The organism is Pseudomonas sp. W5-36 (assembly GCF_046540455.1).
Lineage (GTDB): Bacteria > Pseudomonadota > Gammaproteobacteria > Pseudomonadales > Pseudomonadaceae > Aquipseudomonas > Aquipseudomonas graminis_B.
On sequence record NZ_JAXCIQ010000013.1, the window covers coordinates 100,105 to 112,367 of the forward strand.

Here is a 12,263-nt window from a genome sequence, read left to right on the forward strand (position 1 = left end):
TCTCGAGTCTGTTTTCAGATACCGTTCAAGTCGCTGTGATCGCGACCTGATGCCGTCTTCAGCATCTTCAGGATCACCAAGGCGAACGCACGACTGTTCGTCTCGTTATCCAACACTTCCAGCGACAGCTTCTCGTGGTCGGTCATGGCGTCCAACACGGTATCCAGCACGCGCTTGGGGAACAGGCCGTGCATTACTTGCTCCACCGAATGGTTGTTCACCTGAGCCATCACATCTTCCTGACGGCTGATGCGCTGGGCGATACCGGTGAGGAACTGTAGTTGGTCGTCATCGCTCACCTCGGCACCGAAGATATCGTTCAGCGCGTCGATGATTTCCGACAGGCGCTTCTTCTCCGGGTCATGCGGCTTACCGCTGCCCACATCGCTACCCGGCTTTAGCTTGTATTCGCCTTCCCCCTCACTTAGCCGCAGCTGGTGCTCGGCTCGCTTGCTCAGGCGATAGTGGCTAAGTTGCAGCTCGCCCACGTCCACGTCGTCTTCTTGCAGGCGATCCACGCGCAGCAGCGGGTGCAGGTGCTTGGCATACACACACAGCTGCTCCAGCTCGCGGTCCTCATAAGGCACAATTTGCGAGAGGAACTCATACAGGCGCACAAAGCTCTGCAGGTTCTTGCGGAACAGGTCGAGCTGATCCACCTGCTCGCCGGCCTCTTTCAGTGCGTGCTCGGCCTTTTTCAGGCCGGCGCTGTCGCCATTGGCCTCGGCGGTGCGTTTGAAGTCCAGCGCCTGCTGGCGCGACTCAACGGAGAAGGCATAACGCTTGGCAAAGCGCTCCTTGGCCGGCGTGCAGTAGTAGCTGAGCTTGCTGGCGGCCGCCTTGGGGTCGAAGAAGGCCATAGCGAACGCCTCGACCTCTTGCCAGTGATAGATGCCCTCGGCATCCAGCTTCTTCTGCAGGTCATAGATGATCTGCGGGTCGGTCACGTCGGTCAGCTCGGCCTTGGTGTAGTACGGCAAGAAGGCGTCGAGGATGTCCTGCGGCTCGTTGAAGAAGTCGAGGATGAAGGTTTCCTTGGTGTCACCGAAGGTGCGGTTCAGCCGCGACAGGGTCTGCACGCAGTCTACACCTTGCAACTTTTTGTCCACGTACATGGCGCACAGCTTGGGCTGATCGAAGCCGGTCTGGTACTTGTTGGCGGCGATCATCACGTTGAAGTCCTGGGTGTCGAACGCCTGCGCCAGGTCGCGGCCATTCAAGCCAGCGTTGAGCAGGCTGCTGCTTTCCGTCACCTCTTCGGGGATTACCTCATCCGGCAACACGCTGCCGGAGAACGCCACCAGCGGGTGCACATCGTTGTAACCCATCTGCTGCACGTAAGCCTTCAGCGCCAACTGGTAACGCACCGCTTCCTGACGGCTGCTGGTGACGACCATGGCCTTGGCCTGACCATTCAGCAGGCCACGGATATTGGCGCGGAAGTGCTCGACGATCACCTCAACCTTCTGGCTGATGTTGTACGGGTGCAAGCGCACCCAACGCGCCAGCTTGATGCGCGCCTTCTTGCTATCCACCTCGTCGTCTTCGCCATCCGGATGGGCGATCTTCCAGGCGGTGCTGTAGGTGGTGTAGTTACGCAGCACGTCGAGGATAAAACCCTCCTCAATGGCCTGGCGCATGGAGTACAGGTGAAAAGCCGCGGGCTTGTTGCCGGCACTGGTCGGCAGCGCTGGGTCGGCTGGGCGACCAAACAGCTCCAGAGTCTTGGCCTTGGGCGTGGCGGTAAAGGCGTAGTAGCTGATGCGCTCATTCGGTTGGCGCGCCTGCACGGCGGCGTCCAGCAGCTCTTCGGCGCTGACTTCTTCCCCTTCCAGGGCATCACTGCCGAGAATTTGTTTCAGCTTGCTGGCCGATGAGCCGGTTTGCGAGGAATGCGCCTCGTCGGCGATCACCGCATAGCGCCCGCTGGCCAGCTTGGGGTATTTGTCCAGGGCATCGAACAGTGCCGGGAAGGTCTGGATGGTGACGATGACGATGCGCGTCTGCTCGGCTAGCGCCTCGGCCAGTTGCTCGGATTTGCTCTGGCTGCTGGTTTCACGGTTGATCTGCTTGACCACGCCCTGGGCATGCTCGAACTGGTAGATGGTGTCCTGCAGCTGCTTATCCAACACGGTACGGTCGGTAATCACGATCACCGAATTGAATAGGCGCTGGCCGGCATCGTCGTACAGCGAGGCCAGTTGATGGGCCGTCCAGGCGATGGAGTTGGATTTTCCAGAGCCGGCGCTGTGCTGGATCAAATAACGCTTGCCCGGCCCCTCGGCGCGGGTGGTGTTGATCAACGTGTTGACCACTTCCCACTGGTGGTAACGCGGGAAGATCATCGTTTCCTTGGTCACCGGCGTGCCGTCGAGGCCTTCGCTGGTTTTCTTGTCCAGATGCAAAAAGCGCCCCAGCACTTTGAGCCAGGCATCCGGCTGCAGCACGCGTTGCCACAGGTAGCCGGTGGCGTACTGGCTGTCATCCTCCGGCATGGGGTTGCCCGCGCCGCCTTCCGCGCTGCCGAGGTTGAACGGCAGGAAGAGCGTGTCTTTACCCGCCAGCTTGGTGGTCATCGCCACTTCGTTCTGGCCCACGGCAAAGTGCACCAGCGCGCCGCGTTTGAAGATCAGCAGCGGCTCGGGCTTGCGCGTGAGCGGGTCTTTCACCGGGCGGTCTTGGCGGTATTGGCGCTTGGCGTTTTCCACCGACTGTTTGAACTCGCTTTTCAGCTCCAGTGTGGCGGTGGGGATGCCGTTGACGAACAACACCAGATCCAGCCGTGGGTTATAGCTCTGGCCACTGCTGCCAGCCTCACGCGCATGCGGCGAGTAGGACACCTCCGGCACCACGCGCAGGCGGTTGCACTGATAGCGTTTGAGGGTATCCGGGTTCATGCCGTGGTCGGGCTGGAAGCTGCACAGCTCCACCTTTACCGCCGGCAGCTTAAAGCCATGGCGCAGCACATCGAGTGTGCCGCTCTGTTCCAGCTCGCGTACCAGCTTTTGCACCAGCACATCATCCGGGTTATTCGGGTTGGCCTTGGCGAATTTATCCCAACGCTCCGGCCAGGCATCCTTGAAGTAGCCCAGCACATCCTCGGTATACAACGCGGTACGGCGGTCATAGCCGCTGGCAGTGCCGACCAACCAGCCTTGGGCGGCCAGGGCGTCGATGATGTCTTGTTGAAACTGAGCTTCCTTGCTGTCCGCCATTACACGGCCTCTTGTGCTAATTCGGGAGTTGGCGCGCTGGCGGGTGGCTGCCAGTCGCGCACGTCGATTTTGCCAGTGACGGCAGCGGAGATTAGGGCGGAGCGGCGTTCTTGCATAAAAGCGATAGAGCGCTGCGCGTAATCTTCCAAAGCATCAAACTCGTTCAACTTGCTCTCAACATACTTAACAATCCGACTTTGCTCTTCCATACAAGGCAATGGAATACGCACCGCCGAAACCAGCTCGCAGTTAAGCGCTGCTTGGTTTGCTCCTCGACCAAAATCCCTCAAAGTTTCGTAGATACAGTGCAAGTAGAGGTGCAAGAAACCAGAAAGCACCTTCTCTTTATTAGGTACAACTGCGCAAACATTCTGATTTATCGTAGCTTCGATGTTTAGTAATGCAGCCAACCCTCTAGTTTTACCTTGTCCAACCAGGCCAACCAATATCGCCCCGCGAGGAATCATTTCTACAGAGCACTCTTTGAGAGCCTTCCTAGTTATAAATTCGGATGCCAAGTCAATTCGATAGTCGTTGAGTGAACCGGACGCGACCCAAGGGATATCTCCTTCACGCCAATAATCCATATTCTCCCGACTCGGGGTTGAGCCATTCAACACCCTTGCTAAGTGGCCAAGTTTTGGCAAGGGCCAATGCGCCGGCACCTCGCCCAGCCACTCCTCGCCGGAGTCTTTCATCGGCACCGTGGGGTCGAGGCCTTTAGTGACTGCGTGGGAGATCACGGCCTGGCGCTTTTCCTTGAGCAGTTCGATCAGGCGCTGCTGCTCTTCGATCAGCGCGTCGATGCGGGCGGCTTCGTGGTCGAGGAAGCGGGCGATTTGGTTTTGTTCACAAATAGGAGGGTAAGGAATCTTGAGCTTCTTAACTTGACCAAGATTGATGCGTATCCGCGTGACACCGGAGGACATGAGCTCTGCGCTAATTCGTACGCAGTCAGAATTTATTGCCCAAATTAGGAAGCTCAGATCAACTGAGGCCAAATCAGGAGTCATTTTCACGCAATCAGCAACTATCACATACTCAGCGAACGTATCAGAAACGATGGCTGAACGCGCAACAGGGTCAGCCATTTTTGCAATGACTATGTCGCCTGGAAAAGCAGAGTGCCGGGATAGTTCGTTTCTTTTTTCTTCACTGATAAATTTCATGTTCCGAAGAACGTGATGGCCATCCCTGATGTTATTTAGCTGTATTAAAGGAACACCTTCTTCCTGGTAATCACTGCTTTTCAAGTCAGAACCAAAAGGGCCATCTACGAATGCTGTGCGTGACTCCACAGCAAGAAGCCCTAACCATTTTTGCTGCCAATGCTCGGGTATCTTGCCCAACCAATCGACACCAGCATCCATGTACGCCGGATAAGCTGAAAAACTCATGCCGAGAGCCCCTCGATCATCTGCTTGATGCTGTCGGTGCAGGCTTTCAGGTCGCTATCGATCTCGGCCAAGGGGCGCGGCGGCTGGAACACGTAAAAGTGTCGGTTAAAGGGAATCTCGAAGCCGACGATGCCAACTTCGCCGTCCTGCGCATCGGTTTTGCTTTCGTCGATCCAGGCATCCGGCACATGGGGGATGACTTCGCGCGCAAAGTACTCGTACACCGATTCGCCAAGCGGCACATTCTCGTTATCCCGCAGGCCAGCGTCCGCTTCCGGCTGGCCTTTGGTGGTGCAGATATCCGCCTCGGGGTCGCGATCGCTTAGGGCGCTCATCAGGGCTTTGAGTTCCGGTGTGCTGAGGCTGACGCTGTGTGCGGTGAGGGCTTTTTTCAGCTGCTTGCTGAACTGCTCGCGGTTGCGGTGCAACACGCTGGCGTCCATCGTTTGCAGGGCTGCCAGCAGTTGCTGGTGAGCGGCGCTGTCGAGCTTCTGCAGGGCTTTTTCTTCCAGCACTTTGGCAATGCGCTCGGCGCTGGTTTGGAAGTTTAGACGTAGCGGGCGCTCGACGGTGATACGGCGGTAGCCGAAGGCGTCGATGGGGAAAATTTTGCTCTGGGCGGTTTGCTCGAAGCTGCCATACAGGCGCACCAGCTCGCTGATTTGATCCTCGGTGATGTACTGGCGCTTGCTGCCCAGCGACTTGCGCATTTTGGCGTGGTACTGGCTGCCATCGATCAATTGCACCTTGTTCTGGCGCGCAGCGGCCTTGTGGTTACTGAGTATCCATACATAGGTGGCGATGCCGGTGTTGTAGAACATGTCGGTGGGCAACGCGACGATGGCTTCGACCAGATCGTTCTGCAGCAGGTAGCGGCGAATCTCCGACTCACCCGAGCCCGCACCGCCGGTAAACAGCGGCGAGCCGTTGAGGATGATGCCGATGCGCGAGCCGCCTTCTCGCGGGTCACGCATCTTGCTGACCAGGTGCAGGAGGAACAGCAGCGACCCGTCAGACACCCGTGGCAGACCTGGGCCAAAGCGGCCGTCGAAGCCCTTCACCGTGTGCTCGTCGGTGATCTGCTTTTGCACCTTCTTCCATTCCACGCCGAACGGCGGGTTGCTGAGCATAAAGTCGAAGCGCTTGTCAGCTAGTTGGTCGTTGGAGAGGGTGTTGCCGAGCTTGATGCTGGCCACGTCCTGGCCCTTGATCAGCATGTCCGCCTTGCAGATGGCGTAAGACTCGGGGTTGAGCTCCTGGCCGTGCAGTGACACGCTGACCTTTTCGCTGATGGACTGGATGTACTCATCCCCCTCAGACAGAAAGCCACCCGTACCCGCGGTTGGGTCATAGATGGTGACGATGCTGTTGGGCGCGAGCTTGTGGTCCTGATCGGTGATCACCAAGGATGTGGTGAGGTGCACAATGTCGCGTGGGGTGAAGTGTTCCCCTGCGGTTTCGTTGGAGCTTTCGGCGAACTTGCGAATCAGCTCTTCAAAGATGATGCCCATGCCGAAGTTGCTGATGAACTCGGGGCTTAGATCGGTGGCGGCGAAGCGCTGCACCACCTGATACAGCAAGTTGGCGGTTTCCAGTTGCTGAGCGAAATCTTCAAAGTGGAAATGCTCAAAAATCTCGCGAGCATCCTTACTGAACGCCTGTACGTAGCTCATCAGATCGGCAGCGGTCTGGGTATCGGACAGTGTCCCAAGGGTCAGCGGCGAGCCATTGAAGAACTGCTGACCGGCAGCGCGGAGCAGAATCATCTCACGCACTTGGTCCGGACGGCCTTCCTGAGCGAAGGTTTGTTTGATCACCTCAGCCTTGGTTGGTGCGAGCACACATTCCATACGTCGTAGCAGCGTGAACGGCAGGATAATGCGGCCGTACTGGGACTGTTTGAAATCCCCGCGCAGCAGGTCGGCAATCGACCAGAGAAAGGCGGCCGTTTGGGAATGATTTTCCGTGTTCACGCGACAGTTCCTTGGGGTAATCGAAAAAAGCCGAGTTTAACCCGTTGAACTGCCAACATGCCTCAGGCAATGCAAGATCGGTAAAAGTTTGAGGTTCTGCTTGTGGTCAACCGGAACTTATTAGCAGCAACTGTCCGATTCGCCACAGCCTAGAGCTTGCCATATTGATATAGGAAGGTTGAAGGCTGGGCATGGGCTGAGGTATGGGCTGAGGGTGGTCCTGTAGTTGGGGCCTTATTTTATAAGGGCTTCAGACATTAAAAAGCCGGCTTGTGGCCGGCTTCTCGGTGACGGGTTTGGTTAGTTTTTGGCTAACCGCACCCGTCCGCAAAAGTGCGCGCTGCGAGGAGGCGCTTGTAAGGTAGACCGGGCAGGTCACGGAGACGGTGCCAGGTCGATCACCCATCCGCGTGTGGCCGACGGGTGCTGAAACGAAGGCGTGCAGGATACCCATGTTGTTCGCGTCTGCCCAGTTCCGAAACACGCTCATTCCTAGCCTCACCGCAATGTGGCCGGATGGCGGCGGTTGTTGAGCGTCGACCACCAGAAGATCCACCCCAGGATCTGAATGTGCTGCGCCTGCACCTGTTCGGCGCTGAAGATCTCGTCCGGGTACTCGGCGCAATTGTGGCTGCGCAGACGCAAACCGCCGCCCGGCAGGCGATACAGGTATTTCACCCGCAGCATGCCGTCGTGCTCGAGGGCGTACATTTCGCCATCGATGATCTGCACGCGCCCGCGATCAATGCCAATCAGCGAACCGTCCTGGATCTTGTCCGCCATGCTGTTGCCGACCATCGCCACGCAGATCGCGTTGTGCAGCTCCACGTCCATGGTTTCGAGCACGCGCCGGGACAAGCGCACTTTGTGGTTGTGGATCTCGCCCACCGCGGTCCGCCCGGAGCTTTGCGTCTCCAGTTCGGTGTAGACCGGCATTTCCAGTTCTTCGCGTACGTTTCGCTCGGGCCGGGGTGGTTGAGTCTCTGCCTTCTGGCCAGTGTCCCGATCGTGTCCAGGGTGCTTGGGTCCCTCGCCACTGCGCAGCCAGCGCGCGTTGACGCTCAGCAGTTCAGCGACTTCTTCAATGCGCGCCATGGGGATGCCGCGCTTGAACCAGTTGTTCACGTGTTGCGGCGTAACCTTTCGGTTGGCGGCAAAGTCTGTTGCGGAGAGATGGCACTCTCGCAAAAGGCCGCGCAGTCGATCACCTGATGTATTCATGGGCCGAAGTTTACGGCGGGTTGAAGCTCGTTTAAATGAACGAAGTGTTCAAATGAGCACGCCGTCATGCCTGGGCGTGAATGTAAGGATTACAACTTTCGGCTGTTTTTGTAGGCCGTTTCTTTCACTGTTTTCGTTTGCGTCAACAATGGCTGAAACCGTTGTCCTTCTTGGGCTTGGGCGATTAACGGACACAGCGGCCTGATTAAAGCGGCTGCCAGAGAAGTTTCAAACGCCCGATCGTGTTCAAAGAAGAAAATCATACGACGCAATTAAACACTCTGTGTGCACGAGACGAGTTTTAAACATTTGCGAAACGACAGAGGACAAAAAAAGCGGGATGTACGGGGGAGGGGTATTCAAAAAGCAGAAGGCGGGGACATGCGGGTCAAACATGGCCCCGTCGAAGCGGCGAGCGCTTCGGCGGGGCGCAACCGGATCAGCCCTTGTAGGCCGCTACCGATTTGGTGATCGCTTCGCGAGCGGCGTCAGCGCCAGCCCAACCTTCGATCTTCACCCATTTGCCTTTTTCGAGGTCTTTGTAGTTCGCGAAGAAGTGCTCGATCTGCTGGATCAGCAGAGGTGGCAGATCGGTGTATTCCTTCACGTCCACATACAGCTGGGACAGCTTGTCGTGGGGGACTGCGATGACTTTGGCATCGCCGCCGCCGTCGTCGGTCATGTTCAGCACGCCGACCGGACGGGCGCGAATCACGGAACCCGGGGTGACCGGATAAGGGGTCACGACCAGCACGTCGAGGGGGTCGCCGTCGTCAGCCAGAGTGTTGGGGATGAAACCGTAGTTGGCCGGGTAGAACATCGGGGTGGCCATGAAACGGTCAACGAAAAGGCAGTCGCTTTCTTTGTCGATTTCGTACTTGATCGGCGCGTGGTTGGCCGGGATCTCGATTGCGACGTAGATGTCATTCGGCAGGTCTTTACCGGCCGGAATCTTGCTGTAGCTCATTGGGCTTTGCCCCCTTGGTTGACCATTCAGAATCTGGCATGCAACGCCAAAAAGTGGCCCGGATTATAGGCACATTCCTGAAGCGTTGCCATGCGTGACGGCGGGCTTCAGGCGTCGTGTTGAGCCTGATAGACCGGCGTCCTAGTCTAAAGTGCCACGCTGGAATGCCGTCAGCCGCGCCAACGGATCCTGCCGATAGAACGCTTTCAGCTGCCCGTAGACGGCGGGATAGGCGTCGACGAGCAAATCCGGGGCGCTGAAGAAGTATTCGCTGATGACCGCGAAAAACTCGGCGGGGTTTTCTGCGGCATACGGATCGATGGCCGTCTCAGCGTCCGGGTTGGCGTCGAGTTGCCGGTTGAGATCGTCGTACGCGCTCTGCATGGCGCTGGCCCAGTCACTGACGCGCATGTCGGGGTGCAGCGGCGGCAGGCCGTTCGCTTCGCCGTTGAGCATGTCCAGCTTGTGCGCCAGTTCGTGGATCACCAGGTTGTAGGCGTCCCACCCGCCACTGGTCAGCACACCGGGCCAGGCCAGAATCACCGGGCCCTGGGACCACGCCTCACCGCTGTGCTCGCCATCCCATTCGTGCTCGACGCCGCTGGCATCGCGGTGGCGTTGCGGGCTGATGAAATCGTCGCCGTAGAGGATGATTTCGTGAAAACCCTGGTACCAGTTCAGATCGCCCAGGGCGAGCAACGGCAGCTGCGCCTGAGCAGCCAGAAACAGACGCGATTCATCATCCAGCTCGACCCCTTCCAGCTCGGTCAGGTGTTTGGCTTGCAGAAACAGCACGCAACCGTCGAGCAAGTAGCGGTCCTCATCGGCCGTCAGCCCGTCGAGGATCGGCAAGCGCTGGCGTACGCGCTCCCACAGTTGCAGATCGACCGGATGGCGGGCCAGCGTGCGCCGTTTGCGCCATTCCCGGAACGACCACATGGCCTCAGCGCGCCTCGGCGGAGCGACCTGCGCGGCTGCGGATCAGACCGATGATCATCGGCAGCAGCGAGATCAGAATGATCGCCAGCACCAGCAGCGTGAGGTTCTTCTTGATAAACGGGATATTGCCGAAGAAGAAGCCCAGAGTGACCAGCCCGCCGACCCACAGCACCGAGCCCAGCAAGCTGAACCCGAGAAAGCGCAGGTAAGGCATGCGGCCAAGACCGGCCACGAAGGGTGCGAAGGTGCGGATGATCGGCAGGAAGCGCGCGAGGGTGACGGTCTTGCCGCCGTGGCGACCGTAGAATTCCTGGGTTTTGGTCAGGTAATCGCGACGGAAGATTTTCGAATTCGGGTTGCTGAACAGCTTGTCGCCGGCCGTGCGGCCGATGATGTAGTTAGTGCTGTCGCCGAGTATCGCCGCCGCCATCAGCAGGCACGCCAGCAACACCGGGTCCATGCCGCCACCGGCCGCGACGGCGCCCGCGATGAACAGCAGCGAATCGCCTGGCAGGAAAGGCATGACCACCAGGCCGGTTTCGCAAAAGATCACCAGGAACAGGATCGCGTACACCCAGGTGCCGTATTGGGTCACAAGCAGGTCGAGGTAAACGTCGAGGTGAATAATCAGATCAAGCGGATTGAAATCCATGTAGGCACCTGGTTTTGAGACCCGATCCGGGTCGTGCGGGGCGAAGAGGGGAAATGTGCGCGGCATTATAGAGGCATGCAATGCAATTATGGCGCTCGACATGCCGCCCCCTTTCACTCCCGCAGGGTTTGCGTCTGCTACGTGTCAGCGGCGGGTACGAACCGGTAGGAGCGTGGCTTGCCCCGCGATCGGCTGCGAAGCAGTCGTAAACCTGCCGCCGCGCGATTATGGATAGCCCGCATTGGCCGGATTGCTGCCGCTGCGCGCCAGATCGCGGGACAAGCCACGCTCCTACAGGGTGCATAGTCGCTATCTGCCAACAAAAACGGCCTCCGAAGAGGCCGTTGCTTGTCGCTCGTTTACGCTAAATCAAAAGAAGCCCAGCGGGTTGATGTCGTAGCTCACCAGCAGGTTCTTGGTCTGCTGATAGTGCTCGAGCGCGACCTTGTGGGTTTCGCGGCCGACGCCGGATTTCTTGTAGCCGCCGAAGGCAGCATGGGCCGGGTACAAGTGATAGCAGTTGGTCCAGACGCGACCGGCCTTGATTGCGCGGCCCACGCGATAGGCGCGATTGATGTCGCGGGTCCAGACGCCGGCACCCAGGCCGAATTCGGTGTCGTTAGCGATGGCCAGGGCTTCCGCTTCGTCCTTGAAGGTGGTCACGCTGACTACCGGGCCGAAGATTTCTTCCTGGAACACGCGCATCTTGTTGTTGCCTTTCAGCAGCGTCGGCTGGATGTAATAGCCGGTCGCCAGCGAGCCTTCGAGCTTCTCGACCTTGCCACCGGTCAGCAGCTCGGCGCCTTCGCCCTGAGCAATTTCGAGGTACGAAAGAATCTTGTCGAACTGCTGCTGCGACGCCTGCGCACCCACCATGGTGTCGGTGTCCAGCGGATCGCCGCGCTGAATCTTCAGGACCTTCTTCATCACGACTTCCATGAACTGCGGGTAGATCGATTCCTGAACCAGGCAGCGGGACGGGCAGGTGCAGACTTCGCCCTGGTTGAAGAATGCCAGCACCACGCCTTCAGCGGCTTTGTCGATAAACTCCGGTTCGGCCTGCATGATGTCTTCGAAGAAAATGTTCGGCGACTTGCCGCCCAGCTCGACGGTGGACGGGATGATGCTGTCGGCCGCCAGTTTCATGATGTGCGAACCCACCGGCGTCGAACCGGTGAAAGCGATCTTGGCGATACGCTTGCTGCTGGCCAGCGCTTCACCGGCCTCGCGGCCATAACCCTGCACCACGTTGAGCACGCCTTTTGGCAGCAGATCGCCGATCAGTTCCATGAGCACAGTGATGCCCAGTGGCGTTTGCTCGGCGGGTTTGAGGACGATGCAGTTCCCGGCGGCGAGGGCGGGTGCGAGTTTCCAGGCGGCCATCAACAGCGGGAAGTTCCACGGGATGATCTGCCCGACCACGCCCAGCGGCTCGTGAATGTGATACGCCACGGTGTTGCCGTCGATCTCTGCAGCGGAGCCTTCCTGGGCCCGCAGCACGCCGGCGAAATAACGGAAGTGGTCGACTGCCAGGGGGATGTCCGCGTTGAGGGTTTCGCGCACGGCTTTGCCGTTGTCCCAGGTCTCGGTGACGGCCAGCAATTCCAGGTTCTGTTCGATGCGGTCAGCGATTTTCAGCAGGGTCAGCGAGCGTTCCTGCACCGAGGTTTTACCCCACGCATCGGCCGCGGCATCGGCGGCGTCGAGGGCTTTGTCGATGTCTTCGGCGGTGGAGCGAGGGAATTCTGCGATCAGCTTGCCGGTGATCGGCGAAATGTTTTCGAAGTATTGGCCTTTGACCGGCGGCACGAATTCGCCACCGATGTAGTTGCCGTACTGGGTCTTGAAGGTAACGATTGAGCCTTCAGTACCGGGGTGGGCATAACGCATGGTGAATAT

Annotated in this window: 8 protein-coding genes; all 8 read right to left on the reverse strand. The window is 58.6% G+C overall.

Annotation, left to right across the window (positions count from 1 at the left end; all coding sequences use genetic code 11):
- Positions 1–14 precede the first annotated feature (14 nt).
- The 8 genes from SLW74_RS19755 to SLW74_RS19790 all read right to left on the reverse strand — a co-directional run bounded on the left by SLW74_RS19755 (position 15) and on the right by SLW74_RS19790 (position 12,254).
- Positions 15–3,215 carry a type I restriction endonuclease subunit R gene (locus tag SLW74_RS19755; protein ID WP_410929835.1) on the reverse strand — a complete coding sequence of 1,067 codons (3,201 nt, stop codon included), beginning with the start codon at positions 3,213–3,215 and terminating at the stop codon, positions 15–17.
- Positions 3,215–4,612 (reverse strand): restriction endonuclease subunit S, encoded by a 1,398-nt coding sequence (locus tag SLW74_RS19760; RefSeq protein WP_410929836.1) that lies wholly within the window; start codon positions 4,610–4,612, stop codon positions 3,215–3,217. Before SLW74_RS19760 ends, SLW74_RS19755 begins: the two co-directional genes overlap by 1 nt.
- The gene (locus SLW74_RS19765; RefSeq protein ID WP_410929837.1) at positions 4,609–6,585 is read right to left on the reverse strand and encodes an N-6 DNA methylase; all 1,977 of its coding nucleotides are present in this window, start codon (positions 6,583–6,585) and stop codon (positions 4,609–4,611) included. The genes SLW74_RS19760 and SLW74_RS19765 overlap by 4 nt, the downstream gene beginning before the upstream one ends.
- Positions 6,586–7,083: 498 nt before the next feature.
- Positions 7,084–7,806 carry a helix-turn-helix transcriptional regulator gene (locus SLW74_RS19770; RefSeq protein WP_410929838.1) on the reverse strand — a complete coding sequence of 241 codons (723 nt, stop codon included), beginning with the start codon at positions 7,804–7,806 and terminating at the stop codon, positions 7,084–7,086.
- A 439-nt stretch (positions 7,807–8,245) separates the two neighbouring features.
- Complete coding sequence (gene ppa / locus SLW74_RS19775; RefSeq protein ID WP_065988394.1) at positions 8,246–8,773, reverse strand: inorganic diphosphatase; 528 nt, start codon at positions 8,771–8,773, stop codon at positions 8,246–8,248.
- Positions 8,774–8,914: 141 nt separating this feature from the next.
- Positions 8,915–9,712, reverse strand: a complete 798-nt coding sequence (locus tag SLW74_RS19780; RefSeq protein WP_410929839.1) for a zinc-dependent peptidase — start codon at positions 9,710–9,712, stop codon at positions 8,915–8,917.
- A 4-nt stretch (positions 9,713–9,716) separates the two neighbouring features.
- The gene (locus SLW74_RS19785; RefSeq protein ID WP_410929840.1) at positions 9,717–10,364 is read right to left on the reverse strand and encodes a DedA family protein; all 648 of its coding nucleotides are present in this window, start codon (positions 10,362–10,364) and stop codon (positions 9,717–9,719) included.
- Between the two features lie 369 nt (positions 10,365–10,733).
- Complete coding sequence (locus tag SLW74_RS19790; protein WP_410929841.1) at positions 10,734–12,254, reverse strand: aldehyde dehydrogenase family protein; 1,521 nt, start codon at positions 12,252–12,254, stop codon at positions 10,734–10,736.
- Positions 12,255–12,263: the final 9 nt, after the last annotated feature.

Coding starts and splice junctions, on each gene's coding strand:
- SLW74_RS19760 (WP_410929836.1), bottom strand. CDS start 4,612: ATGAGTTTTTCAGCTTATCCGGCGTACATGGATGCTGGTGTCGATTGG.
- SLW74_RS19780 (WP_410929839.1), bottom strand. CDS start 9,712: ATGTGGTCGTTCCGGGAATGGCGCAAACGGCGCACGCTGGCCCGCCAT.
- SLW74_RS19770 (WP_410929838.1), bottom strand. CDS start 7,806: ATGAATACATCAGGTGATCGACTGCGCGGCCTTTTGCGAGAGTGCCAT.
- SLW74_RS19790 (WP_410929841.1), bottom strand. CDS start 12,254: ATGCGTTATGCCCACCCCGGTACTGAAGGCTCAATCGTTACCTTCAAG.
- SLW74_RS19785 (WP_410929840.1), bottom strand. CDS start 10,364: ATGGATTTCAATCCGCTTGATCTGATTATTCACCTCGACGTTTACCTC.
- ppa (WP_065988394.1), bottom strand. CDS start 8,773: ATGAGCTACAGCAAGATTCCGGCCGGTAAAGACCTGCCGAATGACATC.
- SLW74_RS19755 (WP_410929835.1), bottom strand. CDS start 3,215: ATGGCGGACAGCAAGGAAGCTCAGTTTCAACAAGACATCATCGACGCC.